The sequence below is a fragment of the Streptomyces sp. 351MFTsu5.1 genome, assembly GCF_000383655.1.
Lineage (GTDB): Bacteria > Actinomycetota > Actinomycetes > Streptomycetales > Streptomycetaceae > Streptomyces > Streptomyces griseorubiginosus.
This window is the reverse complement of record NZ_KB911775.1, coordinates 41,878-64,397: the sequence shown is the minus strand read 5'-3', so window position 1 is coordinate 64,397 and position 22,520 is coordinate 41,878. Positions and strand designations below refer to the sequence as shown.

The 22,520-nt window shown below is 72.9% G+C and carries 20 protein-coding genes; 14 read left to right on the top strand and 6 right to left on the bottom strand.

Going from position 1 to position 22,520, the window contains the following annotated elements:
- Nucleotides 1–3 precede the first annotated feature (3 nt).
- Entirely contained in the window at nucleotides 4–1,041 is a 1,038-nt protein-coding gene (locus tag H295_RS0100315) for an Rv2578c family radical SAM protein (protein ID WP_020133343.1), read from the bottom strand.
- Nucleotides 1,042–1,175: 134 nt separating this feature from the next.
- On the opposite strand from H295_RS0100315, the gene H295_RS0100310 reads away from it, so the two are divergent.
- The 4 genes from H295_RS0100310 (at nucleotide 1,176) to H295_RS0100295 (ending at nucleotide 7,602) form a co-directional block, all read left to right on the top strand.
- A complete protein-coding gene (locus tag H295_RS0100310) occupies nucleotides 1,176–1,619 on the top strand; it encodes an SRPBCC family protein (RefSeq protein WP_020133342.1) in 444 nt (147 codons plus the stop codon).
- A gap of 166 nt (nucleotides 1,620–1,785) precedes the next feature.
- Complete coding sequence (locus H295_RS0100305; protein WP_020133341.1) at nucleotides 1,786–4,143, top strand: DHA2 family efflux MFS transporter permease subunit; 2,358 nt, start codon at nucleotides 1,786–1,788, stop codon at nucleotides 4,141–4,143.
- Nucleotides 4,144–4,275: 132 nt separating this feature from the next.
- A complete protein-coding gene (locus H295_RS0100300) occupies nucleotides 4,276–6,741 on the top strand; it encodes a SpoIIE family protein phosphatase (RefSeq protein WP_020133340.1) in 2,466 nt (821 codons plus the stop codon).
- A 135-nt stretch (nucleotides 6,742–6,876) separates the two neighbouring features.
- On the top strand, nucleotides 6,877–7,602 hold the full coding sequence (locus H295_RS0100295) for a class I SAM-dependent methyltransferase (protein ID WP_020133339.1): 726 nt from the start codon (nucleotides 6,877–6,879) through the stop codon (nucleotides 7,600–7,602).
- A 21-nt stretch (nucleotides 7,603–7,623) separates the two neighbouring features.
- On the opposite strand, the gene H295_RS0100290 is transcribed toward H295_RS0100295, so the two are convergent.
- A complete protein-coding gene (locus tag H295_RS0100290; RefSeq protein WP_020133338.1) occupies nucleotides 7,624–8,766 on the bottom strand; it encodes an acyltransferase family protein in 1,143 nt (380 codons plus the stop codon).
- Nucleotides 8,767–8,912: 146 nt separating this feature from the next.
- Between H295_RS0100290 and H295_RS0100285 the strand changes: the two genes are divergently transcribed.
- The 6 genes from H295_RS0100285 (at nucleotide 8,913) to H295_RS0100260 (ending at nucleotide 15,040) form a co-directional block, all read left to right on the top strand.
- Nucleotides 8,913–9,746: a M55 family metallopeptidase gene (locus H295_RS0100285; protein ID WP_020133337.1), complete on the top strand. Its 834-nt coding sequence runs from the start codon at nucleotides 8,913–8,915 to the stop codon at nucleotides 9,744–9,746.
- Nucleotides 9,739–11,043: a M20/M25/M40 family metallo-hydrolase gene (locus H295_RS0100280; protein ID WP_020133336.1), complete on the top strand. Its 1,305-nt coding sequence runs from the start codon at nucleotides 9,739–9,741 to the stop codon at nucleotides 11,041–11,043. Before H295_RS0100285 ends, H295_RS0100280 begins: the two co-directional genes overlap by 8 nt.
- Nucleotides 11,044–11,059: 16 nt before the next feature.
- Nucleotides 11,060–13,009 carry an LpqB family beta-propeller domain-containing protein gene (locus tag H295_RS0100275; RefSeq protein WP_020133335.1) on the top strand — a complete coding sequence of 650 codons (1,950 nt, stop codon included), beginning with the start codon at nucleotides 11,060–11,062 and terminating at the stop codon, nucleotides 13,007–13,009.
- Entirely contained in the window at nucleotides 13,006–13,929 is a 924-nt protein-coding gene (locus H295_RS0100270; protein WP_020133334.1) for a S66 peptidase family protein, read from the top strand. The genes H295_RS0100275 and H295_RS0100270 overlap by 4 nt, the downstream gene beginning before the upstream one ends.
- A 290-nt stretch (nucleotides 13,930–14,219) precedes the next feature.
- Nucleotides 14,220–14,459, top strand: a complete 240-nt coding sequence (locus tag H295_RS0100265; RefSeq protein ID WP_028808895.1) for a LapA family protein — start codon at nucleotides 14,220–14,222, stop codon at nucleotides 14,457–14,459.
- A 17-nt stretch (nucleotides 14,460–14,476) separates the two neighbouring features.
- The gene (locus H295_RS0100260; RefSeq protein WP_020133332.1) at nucleotides 14,477–15,040 is read left to right on the top strand and encodes a GNAT family N-acetyltransferase; all 564 of its coding nucleotides are present in this window, start codon (nucleotides 14,477–14,479) and stop codon (nucleotides 15,038–15,040) included.
- On the opposite strand, the gene H295_RS0100255 is transcribed toward H295_RS0100260, so the two are convergent.
- Nucleotides 15,012–15,359, bottom strand: a complete 348-nt coding sequence (locus H295_RS0100255; RefSeq protein ID WP_028808894.1) for a DUF6204 family protein — start codon at nucleotides 15,357–15,359, stop codon at nucleotides 15,012–15,014. The two genes, H295_RS0100260 and H295_RS0100255, sit on opposite strands and share 29 nt — an antisense overlap.
- Before the next feature lie 58 nt (nucleotides 15,360–15,417).
- Between H295_RS0100255 and H295_RS0100250 the strand changes: the two genes are divergently transcribed.
- Nucleotides 15,418–16,317: an arginase family protein gene (locus H295_RS0100250; RefSeq protein WP_020133330.1), complete on the top strand. Its 900-nt coding sequence runs from the start codon at nucleotides 15,418–15,420 to the stop codon at nucleotides 16,315–16,317.
- A gap of 40 nt (nucleotides 16,318–16,357) precedes the next feature.
- Complete coding sequence (locus tag H295_RS0100245) at nucleotides 16,358–18,286, top strand: DUF5107 domain-containing protein (RefSeq protein ID WP_020133329.1); 1,929 nt, start codon at nucleotides 16,358–16,360, stop codon at nucleotides 18,284–18,286.
- Here the strand turns inward: H295_RS0100245 and H295_RS0100240 are convergent.
- Nucleotides 18,283–18,633: a VOC family protein gene (locus tag H295_RS0100240; protein ID WP_020133328.1), complete on the bottom strand. Its 351-nt coding sequence runs from the start codon at nucleotides 18,631–18,633 to the stop codon at nucleotides 18,283–18,285. The genes H295_RS0100245 and H295_RS0100240 overlap by 4 nt on opposite strands.
- 128 nt (nucleotides 18,634–18,761) lie before the next feature.
- On the opposite strand from H295_RS0100240, the gene H295_RS0100235 reads away from it, so the two are divergent.
- Complete coding sequence (locus H295_RS0100235) at nucleotides 18,762–19,250, top strand: phage holin family protein (protein ID WP_020133327.1); 489 nt, start codon at nucleotides 18,762–18,764, stop codon at nucleotides 19,248–19,250.
- A gap of 33 nt (nucleotides 19,251–19,283) precedes the next feature.
- Nucleotides 19,284–20,300: an SDR family oxidoreductase gene (locus tag H295_RS0100230; protein ID WP_020133326.1), complete on the top strand. Its 1,017-nt coding sequence runs from the start codon at nucleotides 19,284–19,286 to the stop codon at nucleotides 20,298–20,300.
- A 70-nt stretch (nucleotides 20,301–20,370) separates the two neighbouring features.
- On the opposite strand, the gene H295_RS0100225 is transcribed toward H295_RS0100230, so the two are convergent.
- Together H295_RS0100225 and H295_RS0100220 are read right to left on the bottom strand one after the other, a co-directional pair.
- Nucleotides 20,371–21,462, bottom strand: a complete 1,092-nt coding sequence (locus tag H295_RS0100225) for an enolase C-terminal domain-like protein (protein WP_020133325.1) — start codon at nucleotides 21,460–21,462, stop codon at nucleotides 20,371–20,373.
- Nucleotides 21,463–21,465: 3 nt separating this feature from the next.
- The gene (locus H295_RS0100220) at nucleotides 21,466–22,425 is read right to left on the bottom strand and encodes an LLM class F420-dependent oxidoreductase (protein WP_020133324.1); all 960 of its coding nucleotides are present in this window, start codon (nucleotides 22,423–22,425) and stop codon (nucleotides 21,466–21,468) included.
- Nucleotides 22,426–22,520: the final 95 nt, after the last annotated feature.

Here is a 22,520-nt window from a genome sequence, read left to right as displayed (position 1 = left end):
CTCTCAGAGCAACGTGAGTTGGGTCGGTTCGGACACCGGCTCGGCCTCGGGCTCCGGTTCGCGGATCCGTCGCGGCATCCCGGCACCCGCCGGACCGATGCCGTACTCCCGGGCCAGCTCGTGGACCTGACGGGTGATCCGGCGCTGGTACCACTTCGGGGCGTAGGCGCCGTCCGCGTACAGCCGCTCGTACCGGCGCACCAGATACGGGTGCTCCCGGTCCAGCCAGGCCATGAACCACTCGCGGGCGCCCGGCCGCAGATGCAGCACCAGCGGGGTGACCGAGGTGGCCCCCGCGGCGGCGATCGCGCGCACGGTGGCCCGCAGCTGCGCCGGATGGTCGCTCAGGAACGGGATCACCGGCGCCATCAGCACCCCGCACCCGATGCCGTGCTCGCCCAGCGTCCGTACGACGTCCAGGCGCCGCTCCGGCGCGGGGGTGCCCGGCTCCACGGTGCGCCACAGCTCGCGGTCGGTGAAGCCGACCGACACCGAGACGCCGACGTCGGTCACCTCGGCGGCCTGCTTCAGCACCTCCAGGTCGCGCAGGATCAGCGTGCCCTTGGTCAGGATCGAGAAGGGGTTCGCGTGGTCGCGCAGGGCGCCGAGGATGCCCGGCATCAGCCGGTACCGCCCCTCCGCGCGCTGGTAGCAGTCGACGTTGGTGCCCATCGCTATGTGGTCGCCGGTCCAGCGGCGCGAGGCCAGCTGCCGGCGCAGCAGCTCGGGCGCGTTCACCTTGACCACGATCTGCGAGTCGAAGCCGAGACCGGTGTCCAGGTCCAGGTAGCTGTGCGTCTTGCGGGCGAAGCAGTACACACACGCGTGCGTGCAGCCCCGGTAGGGGTTGACCGTCCACTCGAAGGGCATGCGGGAGGCGCCCGGCACCCGGTTGATGATCGAACGGGCCCGGATCTCGTGGAACGTGATCCCGGCGAACTCGGGGGTGTCGAACGTCCGGCTGACCACCGCGTCGGCGCCGAAGAGGGCGGCGTCGGCCCGTCCGTGTTCCGCGGACTCGGTGAGGTTCTCCCAGCGCATGAGGCCTCCTCGGTAGCACTACCCTTCGAGTGAAACACTTGTTCGATTTTCTGTGCAACCCCGATTTGGGGGGCCGTGGGCCGGGGTGGTTGGCTTGCCCCGACCCCGAGAACTTGAAGTCCTGGAGGAAGTCGATGGCGCAGGTCGAGGCCACTACGGAGCGGATCGTCGCGGCGGACGCGGAGAAGGTGTTCGACGCCGTCGCCGACTACAGCGGCACCCGCGGCAAGGTGCTGCCCGAGCAGTTCAGCGAGTACGAGGTGCGCGAGGGCGGCGACGGCGAGGGCACCCTCGTGCACTGGAAGCTCCAGGCCACCAGCAAGCGGATCCGCGACTGCCTCCTGGAGGTCACCGAGCCCACCGACGGCGAGCTCGTCGAGAAGGACCGCAACTCCTCCATGGTCACCACCTGGCGGGTCACCCCGGCCGGCGAGGGCAAGTCCCGCGTCGTCGTGACCACCACCTGGGACGGCGCCGGCGGCATCGGCGGCTTCTTCGAGAAGACCTTCGCGCCGAAGGGCCTCGGCAGGATCTACGACGCCCTCCTCGACCGGCTCGCCGCCGAGGTCGAGAAGTAAGCCGAGGTGGAGAAGCAAGTCGTCCGCACGCGGCGGATGTTGATCTCGGTCACCTGATCGAGTGGATCTTCGCCCGGCCCGCCGATCTGCCGTAACTCGTCGCGCTTGTTCGTAGTTGTCGCCCAAAGCGGGAATTGCGTGACAGGCGTGACGAGGGGAGCGGCAGGTGGGCGTGACGACTCCGGCGTACCGGGAACGGGTCGAGGCGGCGCCCCCGCCGGCTCCCGTGCGCACCGCCGAACTCGGGCCGCGCCGCGTCCGGTTGGTGTTCTTCGGGCTCATGCTCGCGCTGCTGCTGGCCGCGCTGGAGCAGATGATCGTCGCCACCGCGCTCCCGAAGATCGTCGGTGAGCTGCACGGCCTGGACCGGATGTCCTGGGCGATCACCGCCTACCTGCTCACCGCCACGATCGGACTCCCGGTCTACGGCAAGCTCGGCGACCTGCTCGGTCGCAAGGGCGTCTTCCAGTTCGCGATCGTCGTCTTCGTCATCGGCTCGGCACTGGCCGGACGGGCGCGGACCATGGACCAGCTGATCGCCTTCCGCGCGGTCCAGGGCGTCGGCGCGGGCGGCCTCATGATCGGTGTGCAGGCGATCATCGCCGACATCGTGCCGCCCCGTGAACGCGGCCGCTTCATGGGACTGATCGGCGCCGCCTTCGGACTCGCCTCCGTCGCGGGACCCCTGCTCGGCGGCTACTTCACCGACCATCTCTCCTGGCGCTGGTGCTTCTACGTCAACGTGCCCTTCGGACTCCTGACCCTCGCCGTCGTCACCGCCGTCCTCAAGCTGCCCAGGCCCGCCGCCAGGCCCCGCTTCGACGTCCTCGGCACGCTCCTGCTCGCCGCCGCCTCCACCTGCCTGGTGCTGCTCACCAGTTGGGGCGGCATCGAGTACGCCTGGACCTCCCGGGTCGTCCTCGGACTCGGCGCCGGAGCGGCCGCCTGCGCCCTGCTCTTCCTCGTCGCGGAGCACTTCGCCGCCGAACCCCTCATCCCCCTCCGGCTGTTCCGGGACTCCGTCTTCAACGTCACCGGCCTGGTGGGCCTGGTGATCGGCGTCGCGCTCTTCGGCGCGGCCAGCTATCTGCCGACTTTCCTCCAGATGGTCGACGGCGCCAGCGCCACCGAGTCCGGACTGCTGATGCTGCCCATGATGGCCGGGATCGTCGGCGCCTCCGTCGTCTCCGGACAGCTCATCAGCCACACCGGCCGCTACAAGATCTGGCCGGTCCTCGGCAGCGCCCTGTCCGTCCTCGGCATGTGGCTGCTGTCCCGCCTCGAAGCCGACACGCCCCGGCTGCACTACAGCCTCTGGATGGCCGTACTCGGCGCCGGGATCGGCATGGTGATGCCGGTCCTGGTCCTCGCCGTGCAGAACTCCGTCCGCCCCGCCGACCTCGGCACCGCGACCAGCGCCAACACCTACTTCCGGCAGATCGGCGGCAGCGTCGGAGCGGCGGTCTTCGGCACCCTGTTCGCCCACCGGCTCGCCGACGCGCTCGCCGCCGAACTGCCCGCAGGCACCGGGCTGCCCGACCCCGAGTCCCTCACCCCGCAGCTCGTCCACACGCTGCCCCCGGCGCTGCGCGACGGCTATGTCCGGGCCTACGCCGACGCCATGCCGAGGATCTTCCTCTACCTCGTACCGGTGCTCGTCCTCGGCCTGCTCATCGCCTTCTTCCTCAAGGAGAAACCGCTGATGTCGCACCACGCCCCCGAGGCGGAGACCGCGCCGGTCCCGCAGGCGCGCGCGGCGCACTCCGGCCGGCTCCTCGTGCACGGCACCGTCCGGCACTCCGACGGCACCGCCGTGGCGGGGGCCGCCCTCACCCTCGTCGACATGGCCGGAGCGCAGACCGGGCGGGTCACCGGCGGTGCGGACGGGCGGTACGCGCTGTCCACGCCCGGACCGGGGCCGTACGTCCTCATCGCCGCCGCGGGCGGCCACCAGCCGCAGGCGGTCTCCGTGACCGTGGGCGAGCTGCCGGTCGAGCTCGACATCGTGCTCGGCGGCGCCGGACGGCTCACGGGCCGGGTGCGGACCGCCGACGGCACCCCCGTGCGGGACGCCGCCGTCACCCTCACCGACGCCCACGGCGAGGTCGTCGCCACCACCCGCAGCGGGCCGGAGGGCACCTACGTCATCACCGAACTGCTCGCCGGGGAGTACACCCTCGCCGCCGGCGGGGCCGGACTGAGCCCGGCCGCGCTCCCGGTCGCCGTCCGGGCCGCCCGGGAGACCCGCCAGGACGTCGAGCTCACGGGCGGGGCCGTGCTGCGCGGCACCGTACGGGCGGGCGGGGCACGCCCGGTCGAGGACGCGCGCGTGACCCTCCTGGACGCGGCGGGCAACGTCGTGGCCACCCTCACCACCGGGCCCGACGGCACCTTCCGCTTCCTCGGCCTGGCCGCCGGCGACTACACCGTCATCGCCACCGGCTACCCGCCCGTCGCCACCGTGGTGCGCATGGCCGGGGGCGACCGCGCGGAGCGGGACGTCCGGCTGGGCCACGAGGACTGACAGGGCGTCAGCGCGGGGCGTGCGCCGGGGCGGACCGGACCGGACCAATTCCCGCATTGCCGCACACCGTGACCGACCGGCGCCGTACGGTGGAGCAGGCGGCACAGATCTTGCGGAGAGAGGGCCTGGGCCATGGACCGAGGCACCGAGCGGGGCGCACCTCCCAGCCGCTGGGCTGGACCGGGCGCGGCGGACGGCCACGCCCCGGCCGGACGCGTACCGCTGGCCGTGGTGGTGGTCGACCGCGTCGGCCTGGTGTCCCACTGGAGCCGGGGCGCGGGGCGGCTGTTCGGCGTGACCAGGGAACAGGCCATCGGCCGCCCGGCCGCCGACCTGCTGCCCGTCTCGGGAGCGCTCCCCGACGACGAGGACACCCCGCCCCACGGCCACGCGGTCGACGACGGACTGGGCCCCGACCTGGAGTCGTCCCTCGACGGCGGGCTCTCCTACCCGGCGGCCGGCCGCGCCCGGCTCACCGTGCCGGGAGCGGACCGCGTCGACGTCCTGTGGTGGGCCTATCCGCTGGTGGGCCCCGGCCAGGAGCGCCTGCTGGTCCTCGCCGCCGACGCGGACGCCCTCCGCCAGGACCTGGAACTGGACGACGGCGCCGTCGCGGTCGAGCGGATCGCGCCCGCCTTCGCCCTGCACACCGACTTCCCCGGGGCCGACGAACTCGCCCGCAGGCTCCCCGAGATCCTGCCCAGCATGAGCGTCGGCGAAAGCGCCCGCATCGTCGCCCAGATCCTCGAACTGGGCTACCCCGTGCTGGAGTTCAGCCAGAACGACCGGGTGCCCGTGACCCCCGACTGGGGTGTGCCGCGGCGCGCCGAGCGCAAGGCCCGCCGCGAGCGGGCGGCGCGGGCGGTGGCCGAGGGACGGCCCGTGCCGCCGGACGAGGCGGACGAGGGCGAGGACCTCGAGTACGTCGCCGTGCGCGAGCGTCTGGAGTTCCTCAACGAGGTCAGCGGCAGGATCGGCACCTCCCTCGACCTGTCCCGCACCATTGTCGAGGTCAGCAAGGCGGTCGTACCCCGCTTCACCGACGTCGCCGGCACCTATCTGCGCGAACAGGTCGTCGCCGGCGAGGGCTTCCCCGACGGCGTGCCCGACACCACCACGATGTGGCACCGGGTGGCTCTCGAACACACCGACGAGCCCGGCCGCTGGGACGACGTGGTGCCGGTCGGGGAGGCCATGCCGTTCCCCGCCCACACCCCGTTCTTCCAGTGCATGACCAGCGGCGAACCCGTGCTGGTGCCGCGGATCAGCGAGCAGATGGGCCATGCCATCGCCTCGCAGTTCGAGAAGCGCGACATCAGGCCGCTGATCACCGGCCGCTCGATGCTCGTGGTCCCGCTCAAGGCCCGCAATGTGGTCCTCGGGTTCATGATCCTGCTGCGGCACCCCGAGCGCGTCGAGTTCAACGACATGGACCGCGTCACCGGTGCCGAACTCGCCGCCCGCGCGGGCCTCGTGCTCGACAACGCACGCATGTACACCTTCCAGGAGTCGGTCGCCGAGACCCTCCAGGACAGCATGCTGCCGCACATCGCGCCGCGCATGGCGGGCTGCGACATCGCCACCCGCTATCTGCCGGGCACGCTCCTCGGCCGCGTCGGCGGCGACTGGTTCGACTCCGTCAAACTGCCCGGCGCGCGCACCGCCCTGGTCGTCGGCGACGTCATGGGGCACGGGCTCAACTCCGCCGCCATGATGGGCCAGTTGCGGACGGCCGTGCAGACCATGGCCGCGCTCGACCTGCCGCCAGGACAGCTGCTGCGCAACCTCGACGACCTCGCCCAGCGGCTCGGCGACACCTACCTCGCGACCTGCCTCTACGCCGTCTACGACCCGATCGCGGGCGAGCTGCTGATCGCCAACGCGGGCCATATCCCGCCGGTGATCGTGCGGGCCTCGGACGGGCGCAGCGAGCTGCTCCAGCTGCCCACCGGTGCGCCCATCGGCGTCGGGGGAGTGCCCTTCGAGGCCGTACGCGTGCGCGTGGAGCCCGGCGACCGGCTGCTCATGTGCACCGACGGGCTGGTGGAGGTGCGCGGCGAGGACATCGGGGTAGGGCTCGCCACGCTCACCGAGTCCGCCGCCCACCCGGCCGCGTCGATGGACGACGCCTGCGACACGATCATCCGGGCGCTCAACACCCGCGGCGGCCGCAAGGACGACGTCGCCCTGCTGATGGCCCGGCTCAACGGCATCGAGCCCGACGACGTCGCCGAGTGGCGGATCTCCCTCGACCCGGCCGAGGTGGGGCGGGCCCGGGCCGTGGTGCGGGAGCAGCTCCATGACTGGGGGCTGGCGAAACTCGCCGACAGCGCCGAGCTGATGGTGAGCGAGCTGGTCACCAACGCCGTACGGCACGCGCACCGGCAGCCCGTCCAACTGCGGCTCGTGCGGGGGGACACCCTGCTGTGCGAGGTGGACGACGACGACCACGACCTGCCGAACCTGTCGAGCGCCGGGCCCACCGACGAGCGGGGGCGGGGGCTGCGGGTGGTGAGCACGCTGGCGCGGGAGTGGGGCACGAGCCGTACGAGGACGGGGAAGACCGTGTGGTTCGAACTGACCCTGCCGCGGCGCTGAGCCGTTCCTCGAAGGGCACGTTTCTCGAACTGAGCGTGAAGGAATACGCCATGCGCTTGTTCGCGTGACCCCGGCGCGATACACCGTACTGGCCCGCCAAGTGTGGCGGGTTTGTCACATCCTGGGGAGTTGGGCATGAGCGTGACGGGTCGGTACCGGGAGTCCTGGGAGGGGTTCTGGCGGGAGGCTCCGGGGCGGCAGGGGGCCGTGTTCTGGGACGCGGAGCCGGTGTTGACCTCCGGGGTCCACCTCGCCCACTTCGAGCCGCTGCTGCTCGATGCCGGGCTGCCGCTCGTGGACCTGGGCTGCGGCAACGGTACCCAGAGCCGCTTTCTCGCCGCCCACTTCAGCCAGGTGATCGGCGTCGACCTGTCCGCCGCCGCCCTGGACCGCGCCCGGGACGCCGACCCCGACGGACAGGTGACCTACCGGCAGCTGGACGCCTCGGACAAGGGCGAGCCGGAGAACCTGCACGCCGAACTCGGGGACGCCAACGTCTACATGCGGGGGGTGCTGCACCAGGCCGCCCCCGAGGACCGGCAGCAGATGGTCGACGGGATCGCCACCCTCGTCGGGGAGCGGGGCCGGGCCTTCCTCGTCGAGCTGTCCGAGGCGGCCAAGCCCGTCCTCCTGGGCCTCGCGCAGGGCGCCGACGGGCCGCCCGACAAGCTGGAGCCCATTTTCCGCCACGGCATCGCGCCCGGCGAGGTGGCCGACGACGCGGTGCCCGTGTACCTCGGCGCGGCCGGGCTGAAGATCGTGACGAGCGGTGAACTCCCGCTGATCACCACGGAGTACCGCGCCGACGGCACCCGGATCGAACTGCCGTCGAAGTGGTGGGTGGTGGGACGCGCCGCCTGACGGTCCGGCGGGGGCCGCGTCCTACCGGCGCACCTGGGCCGGCACCGGCGCCCCGCCGGCCTCGGACGGGGCCTTTCGGAACGCCCACTCCATCTTCGGTTCCATCACGCACCGGAAGACCCGCCGCACCGGTGCGGTGCACAGTGCGGTCACCACCGCCCCGGCGACCAGGGTGACGGCGATCTCGCCGAGCGGGGTGTGCGGCCAGCGGTGGGCCGCCCAGTCGACGTGGTTGCCGGCCTGGACGACGAAACCGTGCAGCAGATAGCCGTACAGCGTGCCCGCGCCCAGAGACGTGAACCACATCCGGCGCCCCGGCACCCAGGACAGGAAGCAGGCGACCAGGATCAGGGAGCAGCCGAAGAGGCCCAGGGTCATCAGCGGGCCGTACCAGGAGGGCACCCCGAAGTGCTCGGCGGCGTCGCGGTGGAAGAACCACGCGTAGTCCATGCGCGGCACCGCCCAGTAGGAGAACACCACCGCGGCCGCGAACACCGGGACCGCGAGCAGCCGTACCCGCCACCGCCGCACCAGCGAGAAGTGCTCGGGCCGCAGGCACAGGCCGAGCACGAAGTACGGCAGGAACTGAAGGGTGCGCTGGAGGTCGAGGTCGTCGCCTATGGACGGGCTGAGGGTGGCCAGCGCGGCGACCGCGAGGGCGATCGGCAGCGGCCACCGCAGGCTCCGCCAGATCGGCGTGGTCAGCCGCCAGATGAACAGGGCGGCCAGGAACCAGGTCAGGTACAGCGGGTCGAGCAGGCTGATCGGACGGTCCGGGACACCGTCGGACCAGCGGGTGAAGAGGGTGTACGCCGTCTCGAACACGACATAGGGGACGACGACCCCGGTGACCAGCCGCTTGATCTTCGCCGGGCTCGCGTCGAAGGTGCGGGAGAAGTAGCCCGAGATGATGATGAACGCCGGCATGTGGAAGGCGTAGACGATCGTGTAGAGCGCGGTGACGGCCCGGCTGCCGGAGCGCAGCGGCTCCCAGGCGTGGCCCATGGCGACCAGCACGATCGCCAGGTACTTGGCGTTGTCGAAGAACGCGTCGCGCTGCTTCGGGCGGCCCTGCGGGTTCCCCGGCGCCGGCGCGGCGGTCGCGGGGGGCGTCGCCGCCGTCCGTCGTACCGACTGCTGTGCGGGCTGTGCGGTGTCGCTCACGCTTCTCCCTGTCCGTCTTCTGTGGAACCCGCGAGGGAGAATACGCGTCTTCCAGAAGTGGCCTGTGCGGCGGGGGTGAGCCGCACGCGACTCGCCTCACCCCGCGCGGGCGACGTAAACCTCTGCGCCGCGTAACGTGGCGCACCATGAAGATCCTGATCAGCGCCGACATGGAGGGCGCCACCGGCGTGACCTGGCCGGCCGACGTGCTGCCGGGGACGCCGCAGTGGGAGCGGTGCCGGTCCCTGTTCACCTCGGACGTGAACGCGGCCGTGCTGGGCTTCTTCGACGGGGGCGCCGACGAGGTGCTCGTCAACGAGGCCCACTGGACCATGCGCAACCTGCTCCTGGAGCGGCTGGACGAGCGCGCCGAGATGCTGACCGGGCGGCACAAGGCGCTGTCCATGGTCGAGGGCGTCCAGCACGGCGACGTCGACGGCATCGCCTTCCTCGGTTACCACGCGGGGGCGGGCCAGGAGGGCGTCCTCGCCCACACCTACCTCGCCAACTCCATCACCGGGGTCTGGCTGAACGACGTCCCGGCGAGCGAGGGGCACCTCAACGCACACGTGGTCGCCGAGTACGGGGTCCCCGTAGTTCTCGTCACGGGCGACGACGTGGCCTGCGAGGACGCCCTCGGCTACGCCCCCGGGGCGCTGAAGGTCGCGGTCAAGGACCATGTCTCGCGGTACGCCGCCGTGTGCCGCACACCGGCCCGGACCGCCGCCGACATCAGGGCCGCCGCCAAGGAGGCCGCACGGCTGGCGGTCCGTCAGGAGCCCGTCCAGGCGGGCCCGTTCACCGTCGCCGTCGAGTTCGACGCCGAGCACCTCGCCATGGCCGCCACCGTGGTGCCGGGCGTCGAGCGGATCGGGGCGCGGAAGGTGGCGTACACGAACGAGACCATGTACGCGGGAATCCGTACCTTCAAGGCGGTCACCACCATCGTCTCGGCCGCCGTGGAGGAGCAGTATGGCTGACCAGCAGGCACTGGACGAGGTCGTCCGGTTCACCTCCGACCTCATCCGCATCGACACCACCAACCGGGGCGGCGGCGACTGCCGGGAGCGGCCCGCCGCCGAGTACGCGGCCGAGCAGCTGGCCGGGGCGGGCCTGGAGCCCCTGATGCTGGAGCGCACCGAGGGCCGTACGAACGTCGTCGCCCGGATCGAGGGCAGCGACCCGTCGGCGGACGCGCTGCTCGTCCACGGTCATCTGGACGTGGTGCCCGCCGAGGCCGCCGACTGGAGCGTGCACCCCTTCTCCGGGGAGATCCGCGACGGGGTCGTCTGGGGGCGCGGCGCGGTCGACATGAAGAACATGGACGCGATGATCCTGGCCGTGGTGCGGTCCTGGGCCCGGCAGGGCGTACGGCCCCGGCGGGACCTCGTGATCGCGTTCACCGCCGACGAGGAGGCCAGCGCCGAGGACGGCTCCGGGTTCCTCGCCGACGAGCACCCCGAACTCTTCGAGGGCTGCACGGAGGGGATCAGCGAGTCGGGGGCGTTCACCTTCCACGACGGCGCCGGCCGGGAGATCTACCCGATCGCGGCGGGGGAGCGCGGCACGGGCTGGCTCAAGCTCACCGCGCGCGGCCGGGCCGGACACGGCTCCAAGGTCAACAAGGAGAACGCGGTCACCCGGCTCGCCGCCGCCGTGACCCGCATCGGCGAGCACGAGTGGCCGCTCCGGCTCACCCCGACGGTCCGTGCGGCCCTCACCGAACTCGCCGCGCTCTACGGCATCGCGACCGACCTCACCGACGTGGACGCGCTCCTGGAGAAGCTGGGTCCGGCGGCCAAGCTGGTCGAGGCGACCGTGCGCAACAGCGCCAACCCGACCATGCTGGAAGCCGGTTACAAGCTCAACGTGATCCCGGGGGAGGCCGTGGCCTACGTCGACGGCCGGTATCTGCCCGGCGGCGAGGACGAGTTCCGCACCACCCTCGACCTGCTCACAGGCCCCGACGTGGACTGGGAGTTCAGCCATCGCGAGGTGGCCCTCCAGGCACCGGTCGACTCGCCGACGTACGCCAACATGCGGGCCGCGGTGGAGGAGTTCGCCCCCGAGGGGCACGTGGTGCCGTACTGCATGTCCGGCGGCACGGACGCCAAGCAGTTCTCCCGGCTCGGCATCACCGGGTACGGGTTCGCGCCGCTGAAGCTGCCGGAGGGATTCGACTACCAGGCCCTCTTCCACGGCGTCGACGAGCGCGTGCCCGTGGAGGCCCTGCACTTCGGGGTCCGGGTGCTCGACCGCTTCCTGCGGACGGCCTGAACGAGTGGGGGAGAACATGCACACGTCGCCATACGGTTCCTGGCCCTCGCCCATCGACGCGGCCCTCGCCGCCGCGCACGACGGACACCCGGAATGGCTGGGCTTCGTCGGGGACGAGGTCTGGTGGACCGAACCCCGCCCCGCCGAGGGCGGCCGCCGCACCCTGGTGCGCCGACGCGCCGACGGCACCGAGGAGCCGGTGCTGCCCGCGCCGTGGAACGTGCGCAGCCGGGTCATCGAGTACGGCGGCCACCCCTGGGCCGGCGCGGTCGTGGCGGGCGAACCGCTCGTCGTGTTCGTGCACTTCGCCGACCAGCGGCTGTACCGGTACGAGCCCGGGGGCGAGCCGGTGCCCCTGACGCCGGTCTCCCCGGTGGGCGGCGGACTGCGCTGGGTGGAGCCGCAGCTGCGGCTGGATCTCGGCGAAGTGTGGTGCGTCCTGGAGGAGTTCACCGGCGACGGGCCCACCGACGTGCGCCGGGTCCTCGCCGCCGTCCCGCTCGACGGCTCCGCGGCGCAGGACCGGGACGCGGTGCGCGAACTCACCGCCGAACGGCACCGGTTCGTCACCGGCCCCTGCCTCTCGCCGGACGGCTCCCGCGCCGCCTGGCTCGCCTGGGACCACCCGAGGATGCCCTGGGACGGCACCGAGCTGATCGTCGCCGAGGTGCACGAGGGCACACTGCGGGAGCCCCGCACGGTGGCGGGAGGCCCGGAGGAGTCCGTCGCGCAGGCCGACTGGTCGCCCGACGGCCGGCTCCTGTACGCGAGCGACCGCACCGGCTGGTGGAACCTCTACCGCGACGGCGAGCAACTGTGCCCGCGCGAGGAGGAGTTCGGCGGCGCCCTGTGGAAGCTCGGCCACCGCTGGTTCGCCCCGCTGGCCAGTGGCCTGATCGCCGTCGTGCACGGTACCGGCTCGACCGCCCTCGGGATCCTGGACCCCGAGACCGGTGAACTCGTCGACGCGGCGGGCCCCTGGACCGAGTTCGCCCCCACTCTCGCGGTGCACGGAGAACGGGTCGTCGCTGTCGGCGCCAGCCCGCGCACCGCCTACGAGGTCGTCGAACTGGACCCCCGCACCGGCCGGTCCCGGGTGATCGGCGCCGCACACGAGGACCCCGTCGACCCCGCCCACTACCCCGAGCCCCAGATCCGCACCTTCACCGGACCGGGCGGCCGGGACATCCACGCCCACGTCTACCCGCCGCACCGGCCCGGCCACCTGGCCCCCTGCGACGAACTGCCGCCCTACGTCGTCTGGGCGCACGGCGGACCGACCGGGCACGCGCCCCTCGTCCTCGACCTGTCGATCGCCTACTTCACCTCGCGCGGCATCGGCGTCGCCGAGGTCAACTACGGCGGCTCGACCGGATACGGGCGCGAGTACCGCAACCGGCTGCGCGAGCAGTGGGGCGTGGTCGACGTCGAGGACTGCGCGGCCGTCGCGCTCGCCCTCGCCGACGAGGGCACCGCCGACCGCGACCGCCTCGCCGTCCGCGGCGGCAGCGCGGGCGGCTGGACCTCGGCCGCCTCGCTCACCATGACCGACGTCTACGCCTGCGGCACGATCATCTACCCGATCCTCGACCTGGCCGGCTGGGGCACGGGCGAGACCCACGACTTCGAGTCGCAGTACCTGGAGGGCCTGGTCGGACCGCTCGCCGAGGTCCCCGGCCGGTACGCGGAACGCTCGCCCGTCGAGCACGCCGACCGGGTCACCGCGCCGTTCCTGCTGCTCCAGGGCCTGGACGACGTGATCTGTCCGCCCGCGCAGTGCGAGCGGTTCCTGGCGAGGATCGCCGGGCGGCGGATCCCGCACGCCTACCTCGCCTTCGAGGGCGAGGGCCACGGATTCCGCCGCGCCGACACCATGATCCGCGCCCTGGAGTCCGAACTCTCCCTGTACGCCCAGGTCTTCGGGTTCGACCCGCCCGGCGTCCCGACCCTGGAGCTCACCAAGTGACCGCACTCGTACGGCCGTCCCGGCTCGCTCCCGGCGCACGCGTGGCCGTCGTCGCACCGAGCGGCCCGATCGTGGAGGAACGACTCCAGGCCGGGCTCGACATCCTGCGCGGCTGGGACCTCGACCCGGTCGTGACCCCGCATGTCCTGGACCGGCACGGCGAGTTGGGCTACCTCGCCGGATCCGACGCGGACCGCGCCGCCGACCTCCAGGCGGCCTGGTGCGACCCCGCGGTGGACGCGGTGCTGTGCGCCCGGGGCGGCTACGGCGCCCAGCGGATGGTCGACCTGCTCGACTGGGACGCGATGCGGGCGGCCGGCCCGAAGGTGCTCGTGGGCTTCAGCGACGTGACCACCCTCCACCAGGCCTTCGCCACCCGCCTCGGCCTGGTCACCCTGTACGGCCCCGCCGCGGCCGGTGCCGACTTCGTCAAGAACGCCGTCGCCCAGGAACACCTCAGGGCCACGCTCCTCGCCCCGGAGACGGTCCGCACCCTCACCTCCCGGGGGCCCGCCCTGGTCCCCGGCCGGGCCCGCGGAGTCACCCTCGGCGGCTGTCTCAGCCTGCTCGCCACCGACCTCGGCACCCGGCACGCCCGCACCGGCGCCCGGGACGGACTTCTCCTGATCGAGGACGTGGCGGAGCAGCCGTACCGCGTCGACCGCATGCTGACCCAACTCCTGCGCACCGGCTGGCTGGACGGGGTCCAAGGGATCGTCCTCGGCTCCTGGGCGAGCTGCGGGCCGTACGACGTGCTGCGGCCGGTCCTCGCCGAGAGGCTCGGCGGACTCGGCGTGCCCGTCGTCGAGGAGTTCGGATTCGGACACTGCGAGGGGGCCCTCACCGTGCCCTTCGGGATGGCGGCCGAACTCGACACCGAGACAGGCACGTTGAAGCTGGACGAGCCTGCCTTGAGCTGAGTCCGCGCGAGATACGGGGGCTGCGGGCACTCCGGCGGCCGGTCACCCGACCAGGACGGCGGCCCCGGAAGACAGCTCGCGTGCGGTCGGCGGGGGCCGTACCCGGAACTCCTCCGGAGCCGGGAGCCGGGAGCCGGGAGCCGGGTGTCTGGTGCGCACCCGGTCTCCGGTGCCGGTCGCGAGCGCGCCGCCATGGGCGAGCAGCAACCGGCCGGCCGGCCGTGGCCGCGGCCCACCCGGAAGGCAGCGCCCGCCGTGCGGGCCGTGGGCTCCGGGCTCACCCTGGTCGCATGAGCCCGAAGACCGCCGAGAGCGGCACGACCAAAGGCAGGAGCGGGGCGGTGACCCCCGCGCGGCTCGCCGTCCTGCTCCTCGCCGCCGTCGCCCTGACCTTCGTCTTCGAGAACACCCGGGCGACCAGGATCCGGCTGCTGGTCCCCGAGGTGACCATGCCCCTGTGGACCGCGCTGCTCGCCACCGGCCTGATCGGAGCCCTGTGCGGGGCGTACGCCATGAGGCGGCGGGGCTAGCGTCGTAGGGTGGCGGGATGCCGCACACCGCTTCCCGCTATCTCGCCGAGGGCCCCCGCGTGGGCATACGCCCCTTCACCTACGAGGACGCCGCCGAGTTCACCGCCCGGGCCCGGGAGAGCAAGGAACTGCACCAGCCCTGGCTGTTCCCGCCGGACAGCGAGAGCGCGTACCTCGCCTACGCGGGCCGGCTCATCGAGGACCGGACCAAGGCCGGGTTCCTGGTCTGTGAGAAGGACGGCGAGCGGGGCGACGGGGCCATCGCCGGGTTCATCAACATCAACAACATCGTCGAGGGCGGCTTCCGGTGCGGGGCCCTCGGCTACGGCGCCTTCGCGCACGCCGCCGGGCGCGGGCTGATGCGCGAGGGACTGGACCTCGTGGTCGACCACGCCTTCGGGCCCATGCGGCTGCACCGCCTGGAGATCAACGCGCAGCCCGGCAACACCGGCTCCCTCGCCCTCGCCCGCAGCTGCGGCTTCCGCCTCGAGGGGTTCTCCCCGAAGATGATCTGGATCGACGGGGACTGGCGGGACCACGAGCGCTGGGCGATCACCGCCGAGATGCGGACTTCCGGTTGATCTTCATGGTGTCGAGGTCGGTGACCGTCGACCGCAGGTCCCTGAAGCCGTAGCCGAGGCCGCGCAGCGCCGTCTCCGCGCGGTCCTCCGCGAGCGCGCCCGCCATCTCCTCGCCGTCCGCCGCGTCGGAGACCACCACGTACCGCATCGAGAAGTGCTTCAGCGGCGCCGGCTCGTACGACAGCGAGCCCTCCTCGGAGAACCGCATGCTCGCCATGCCGTGGTCCGCCGCCTCGGCGAGGAGCCGGGCGCGGGCCTCCTCGGTGAGCCCGTCCCAGGTCCCCCGCACGATCACCCGGTAGGTGTGCTGCTCACTCACTGTCGCTCCCTCGCGTATTCCGTGGACGGTCGAGGGTACGTCGGCGAGGATGATCCGCATGCGGAATATCGTCGTGCTGGACGCCCCCTCCAACCTCGGCCTGCGACCGCCCGCCCCCGGTACCGTGCCCGGCTGCCACAAGCTCGCCGGCGCCCTGCGGGAGCAGCGGATCGTGCAGCGGCTCGGGGCGCTGGAGGGCGGCGTGGTGGTGCCGCCGCGCTACGACCGGGGGGACTGGCAGGAGGGCGACGGGGTGTTCAACGCCGCCGCCCTCGCCGACTACACCGTCAAGCTCGCCGACCGCATCGAGCGCCATGTACGGGCCGGTGACTTCCCCGTGGTCCTCGGCGGCGACTGCTCCATCCAGCTCGGCGCCTCCCTCGCCCTGCGCCGCGTCGGCCGCTACGGTCTCGCGGCCATCGACGCCTCACCGGACTTCCGGCACACCGGCAACTCCGACCGGATCGGCGCGGCGGGCGGTGAGGAGGTCGCGCTGGCCACCGGGCGCGGGCAGGACGACCTGACGGACCTGGAGGGGCTGAAGCCCTATCTGCGGGACGAGGACGTGCGGTTCTTCGGGATCCGCGACGCGTTCGAGGAGGACCGGGCCGAACTCGCCGCCCTGAAGATCCCGGTCGTGACCGTCGGGGACCTCCGGGAGTGGGGCGCCGACGCGCTCGCCCGGGCCACCGCGCAGGCCTTCGAGATCCCGGAGATCGACGGATTCTGGGTGCACCTGGACGCCGACGTCCTCGACCCGTCCGTCATGCCCGCCGTCGACAGCCCCGACCCCGAGGGCCTCCAGCCCCGCGAACTCACCGATCTCCTCAGGCCGTTGCTCGCTTCCCCTGCCTGCGTGGGGCTCAACGTCACCATCTACGACCCCGATCTGGACCCCGACGGCACGGCGGGCGCGCTCCTCACCGACATCGTCGTGGACGCCTTTGCGCAATCCTGACCGGTAGCTCCCCTGGCCGACTCCGGGCCGAGCGGCTTCCATGGTGATCGTGACGACGATCCGGCGAGACGTACTCACCCTGCCCGCCGCACCGCTGGGCCCGGACAACCCGCTGCCGCCGCTGCGGCTCCCGCACGAGATTCACTGCATGGACCTACGGGACCGGGACGACCTGCCCCGGGACATGGCCCGGCAGGCCGGCTACGGGCCCCTTCGGAGCCTGCTGCCGGTGCCCGTCCGGGACGGCTACGGCAGAGCGCGCGAGCCGCGCGAGTTCGACACGATCGTGATCGAGAACGACCGGCTCAGGGCCACCGTCCTGCCCGCTCTGGGCGGCCGGATCGCCTCCCTCCTCCACAAGCCGACCGGGCGTGAACTCCTGTACCGCAACCCGGTGTTCCAGCCCGCGAACTTCGCCCTGAACGGCGCCTGGTACTCCGGCGGCATCGAGTGGAACATCGGCGCCACCGGACACACCACCCTGGCCTGCGCACCCCTGCACGCCGCCCGCGTGGCCGCCCCCGACGGCGGGGAGATGCTGCGCCTGTGGGAGTGGGAGCGGCTGCGCGACCTGCCCTTCCAGGTCGACCTGTGGCTGCCGCCGGACTCGGACTTCCTGTACGCCGGCGTCCGGATCCGCAATCCGCACGAGCGGCCGGTACCGGGCTACTGGTGGTCCAACACCGCCGTACCGGAGGGCCGCCGGGTGCTCGCCCCGGCCGAGGAGGCCTGGCACTTCGGCCACGAGCGCCGGCTGCACCGGGTGCCCGTCCCGGCGCACCCGCAGACCAGCCCCTACGCCGCCGACTGGTTCTACGACCTGCCCGACGGCGCGCGCCGCTGGATCGCCGCCCTCGACGCCGACGGCCACGGACTCGTGCAGACGTCCACCGACGCCCTGCGCGGCCGCAAGCTGTTCGTGTGGGGGACCGGCACGGGCGGTCGCCGCTGGCAGGAGTGGCTCACCGAGCCCGGCACCGGCGGCTACTGCGAGATCCAGGCCGGGCTCGCCCGCACCCAGCTGGAGCACGTACGCCTGGACCCGGAGAGCGAGGTCTCCTGGCTCGAGGCGTACGGCCCGCTCAGCGCGCCCCCCACGGTGCCCGAGGCGGCGGCACGTCTGGAGGCCGCACTGCCACGGGCCGCCGTCGACGAGGCCCACGCCGCCTGGAAGCCGTACGCCGACGCCGAACCCGGCGAGATCCTGGCCTCCGGCTCCGGCTGGGGCGCCCTGGAGGTCCTGCGGGCCGGCTGGAAGCTGCCCGGCACACCCTTCGAGGAGAGCACGCTGGGCGAACCGCAGGCGCCCTGGCTGGAGTTGCTGCGCACCGGGTCCCTTCCCGAGCCGCGCCGGGTACGGCCGCCCGGCGGCACCCTGGTCGCGCCGCACTGGCGGGACATGCTGGAGACCGCACCCGCCACCCCGCTCACCGAGTACCACCTGGGCGTCGCCCAGTGGCACGCCGGTGACCGGGCCCAGGCAGTGCGCAGCTGGGAGCGCGGGCTCCAACTCGCCCCGTCCCGCTGGCCGTTGCTGCGCTGCCTCGCCGTCGCCGACCAGGAGGGCGGCCACCGCGAGCGGGCCGCGGAGCGGTACGCCGAGGCCTTCGACGACCTGTGCCAGGAGCGGCGCGACGACGGCGAGTCATGGACGGCGGCGACGGCCGCGCTGGGCCGCGAGGCACTGGAGGCCCTGCTCGCGGCCGGGCGCACGGCCGAGGCACGCGCGGTGTGGGAGCGGCTGCACGCCTCGACCCGGGCCCGCGGGCGGTTCCGGCTGATCGAGGCGCGGCTGCTGCTCGCCGAGGGGCGGCCCGAAGCCGCCCGGGCCGTCTTCGACGAGGGCTTCGAGGTCGCAGACCTGCGGGAGGGCGCCGAGGCGATCGGCACCCTGTGGAACCGCCTCGGCGACGAACCGCTCCCGCCCGCCCACGACTTCCGTATGCGCCCGGAGAACGGGTCGCCCTAGGTGACGTTGCGGTCGACGTACTCGTACACCACGCCGTCCGGGTGCATCGCGATCAGGTTGCGGCCCACCGGGGTCGGCACCGGGCCCGCGATGATCCGGGCGCCCAGCTCGTCGAGGAGCCGGCGGGCCTCGTCGACGTCCTTCACGGCGATGGTCGCGGCGACCTTGCGCAGCACCTCCAGCTCCGCCTCCGGCCCGCTCATCAGCAGGAAGCAGCCCACCGCGGCCACCTGGACGCCGCCGCGCTCGAAACGGAGGGCCGTGGCGCCCGCGAGCCGTTCGTAGAAGACGACCGCGCTGTCCAGGTCGTCGACGCAGACACGCAGCGTGGTTCCCAGAATCTCCATGCTCCGAGCCTAGTTCGGGCGGCCTGCCGCGCGAGATCGTTTCACGCGATCCTCCCGACCCGGCCGCCGGTGCCGCACAGCCCGCCGGGCGGGCGTTATGCGTACGCCCGTACGGGTACCCGGCGGCCATGGACCGCTTGGATCACCTGGAGCATCTGGACAAGCATCTGGTCGACGAACTGGCGCAGGTGGCACGCGAGACCGTACGGGACGAACTGCGCGAACAGACGCGCAAGCAGCGCCGTACGGCCATGCTGTACGCCGCGTCCGGTGCCGCCGCCCTGTACGCGGGCGCCGCCCTGGCCCTGGCCGTGGGGCTCGCCCTCGCACTCGGGCTGCCCGACTGGGCCGCCGCACTGATCACCGCCGTCATCCTGGGCGCCGTGGCCTATGTGCTGCGCGGCGCGGCGAGGCCCGGAGGATCCCGGCCCAAGGCCGGACAGGGTGCCGGTGCGGGCGTCGCAGGCACCGCACCGGTGGCCGCCCCGCCGACCGGGCCCGGCACCCCGTACCCGCCCATGCCGCCGGTCGCGCCCGGAGCGACGGGCACGCCGGAGCCCGGTACGGCCCCGGCACAGGGCGGCACCGATCCCGAGCAGCCGCACCACCGCGCATAACGCCCGGTGCACGATCCATGGGAGGAATCGCGCGTGAAGCACGGCAAGGTCGTGGTGGTGACCGGGGCCAGTGGCGGAGTGGGACGGGCCACGGCCCGGGCCTTCGCCGAGCGCGGCGCCCGGGTCGCCCTCCTCGCCCGGGGACGCGAAGGCCTCGCCGCGGCCGCCGACGAAGTGGAGCGGGCCGGGGGTGAGGCGCTCGTCGTGAGCGTCGACGTGTCCGACGCGAAGGCCGTCGAGGACGCCGCCCAGCAGGTCGTCGACGCCTTCGGGCACATCGACGTGTGGGTCAACAACGCCTTCACCGGCGTCTTCGCCCCGTTCACGGAGATCACCCCGGACGAGTTCCGCAGGGTCACCGAAGTGACCTACCTGGGCTATGTGTTCGGCACCCGGGCCGCCCTGCGGCACATGCAGCCCCGCGACCGCGGGACGATCGTGCAGGTCGGCTCGGCGCTGGCCTACCGGGGCATCCCGCTCCAGTCGGCGTACTGCGGGGCCAAGCACGCCATCCAGGGGTTCAACGAGTCCCTGCGGTGCGAGCTGCTCCACTCGGGCAGTGGCGTCCGTACCACGATGGTCCAGCTGCCCGGCCTCAACACCCCGCAGTTCGACTGGGTGCTGAACCGGATGCCCGGGCGGGCCCGGCCGGTGGCGCCGGTCTACCAGCCCGAGGTCGCCGCCCGTGCGGTCGTGCACGCGGCCTTCCACCCGCGGCGGCGCGAGTACTGGGTCGGCGGGTCCACGGCGGCCACGCTCATCGCCAACGCGGTGGCGCCGGGGATCCTGGACCGCTACCTCGCCCGCACCAACGTCGAGGCGCAGCAGGAAGAAGGGGAGCACGGCGGCCCAGGCAACCTGTGGGCTCCCGCGGACGGACCGCACGGGCGGGACCACGGGGCGCACGGCCGCTTCGACGACGAGGCCGTGCACCGCAGCCCCCAGGACTGGCTCTCCCGCAACCGCGCCCGGATGGGCGTGGGGCTCGTGGCGGCCGCGGCCGGGGCGCTGGGGGTCGTCGCGGCCTCCGGGATACGCCGCCGGGGCTGAACGCCGGGAACACGTGATGAGCGGCGGGGGCAACGGCCCCGCCGCTCAAGGTTGTTCAGGTAACTGGTGGTCACGCCACGCGGTACTCCTCCACCTCGTCCGTCCGCAACGTCAGCCCGTTCCCCACCCCTGCCAGCGGGCGGACCGTGCCGCCCGTCGGGTCGAGGGCTCCGTCGAAGAACATGTCCTCGATGCGGACGTGGTCGTGGAACCACTCCATGTGGCGGATGTTGGGGATCGAGGCGGCCGCCGCCGCGTGGGCGTGCGGGGCGCAGTGCGTCGAGACCTCCAGGCCGTGCGCCTGGGCCAGGGCCGCCGCGCGCAGGAACTCCGTCAGGCCGCCACAGCGGGTCGCGTCGATCTGGAGACAGTCGACCGCGCCGGCCGCGATCATGCGGGCGAAGTACGGCAGGTCGTAACCGTATTCACCGGCCGTCACATCGCACACGAGCGCGTCGCGGACCAGCCGCAGCCCCGTCAGGTCGTCCGAGGAGACCGGCTCCTCGAACCAGCCGACACCCTCCTCCACCAGCGCCCCGCCCACCCGGACCGCCTGCTTGCGGGTGTACGCCCCGTTCGCGTCGACGTACAACTCCGCGTCCGGGCCGATGACTTCGCGGGCCGTGCGGACCCGGGAGAGGTCCCGGGCCACCGCACGGCCCCAGCTCTCGCCGATCTTCAGCTTGACGCGCGGGATGCCCTGGCCGTGCACCCAGCCGTTGAGCTGCGCGGCCAGATGCGTGTCGTGGTACGTCGTGAAGCCGCCGCTGCCGTAGACCGGGACCCGTTCCCGGGCCACGCCCAGCAGACGGGCCAGGGGGAGTTCGAGGATCCGGGCCTTCAGGTCCCACAGGGCGATGTCCAGCGCCGAGATCGCGCCCGCCGCGATGCCCGGACGGCCCGCGTTGCGGACCGAGCGGCACATCGCGTCGTGCAGCGCCGGGATGTCCAGCGGATCGTGGCCCTCGACCAGCGGTCCGAGGTGCTCGGTGAGGAAGTCGCCGACCGCGGCCGGGCCGTACGTCCAGCCCGTGCCGGTCTCCTCACCCGTGGACACCTCGGCGATCACCATGGTCGTGGTGTCCCAGGCGAGCGTCCCGTCCGCCTCGGGGGCGTCCGTCGGGACCGTGTACACCGAGACGCGGGGCCTGAGCAGTTTCATCGCTCACCCCTGCTGGAGCTGGGGCAGCACCTTGGTGCGGTAGAAGTCGAAGAAGCCGCGCTGGTCGGGCCCGATCTGGTTGACGTAGATCCGGTCGAAGCCCGCGTCGGCGAAGGCGCTCAGTGCGGACACGTGCTCGTCGACGTCGTCCCCGCACACCGTCTTCTCGGTCACCATGTCCTCGGTGACCAGCGGCTCCAGCTGCTCGAAGTGGCTCGGCGAGGGCAGGATCTGGCCCATCTCGCCGGGCAGGAACTGGTTGAACCACAGCTTGCGCACGGTCCGGACGCACTCCGCGCGGTCCGAGCCGTAGCAGACCTTGGTGCCGCCGCTGACCGGCTTCCCGGCCCCGCCGCCCTTGCGGTACTGCTCGACCATCGACGCGTCGGGCATCATCGTGATGTAGCCGTCGCCGACCCGGGACGCCAGCGCGGTGGCCGCCGGGCCGAAGCCGGAGATGTCGATGGGGACGGGCTCGTCCGGGACCGTGTAGAGGCGCGCGTTCTCGACCGTGTAGTGCGTGCCGTGGTGGTTGACCTCCTCACCCGTGAACAGGCGCCGCATCACCTGGATCGACTCCTCCAGCATCTCCAGCCGGATGTGCGCGGGCGGCCAGACATGGCCGAGGACGTGCTCGTTCAGGGCCTCGCCGGAGCCGACGCCGAGCCGGAAGCGGCCGTTCGTCATGACGGCCGAGGTGGCCGCGGCCTGGGCCACCACCGCCGGGTGGATCCGCACGGTCGGGCAGGTCACGGCCGTCTCGACGGGCAGCGACACCGCCTCCGAGAGCGCGCCGATCACCGACCAGACGAACGGGCTCTGGCCCTGTGCGTCGTTCCACGGGTGGTAGTGGTCGGAGATCCACAGCGCGGTGAAACCGGCCTGTTCGGCCATTCGCGCCTGTTCGACCAGCTCCGCGGGTCCGAACTCCTCGCACGACAGGAAATAGCCGTATTCGGGCATGGGGGGTACCTCCGGCGGTTCCGCATACAACGGGCCTGCCCCGAGTACCCGGCGACCCGTACGGAAACCGGCGTTTGGGCGCCCTGGCCAGGGGG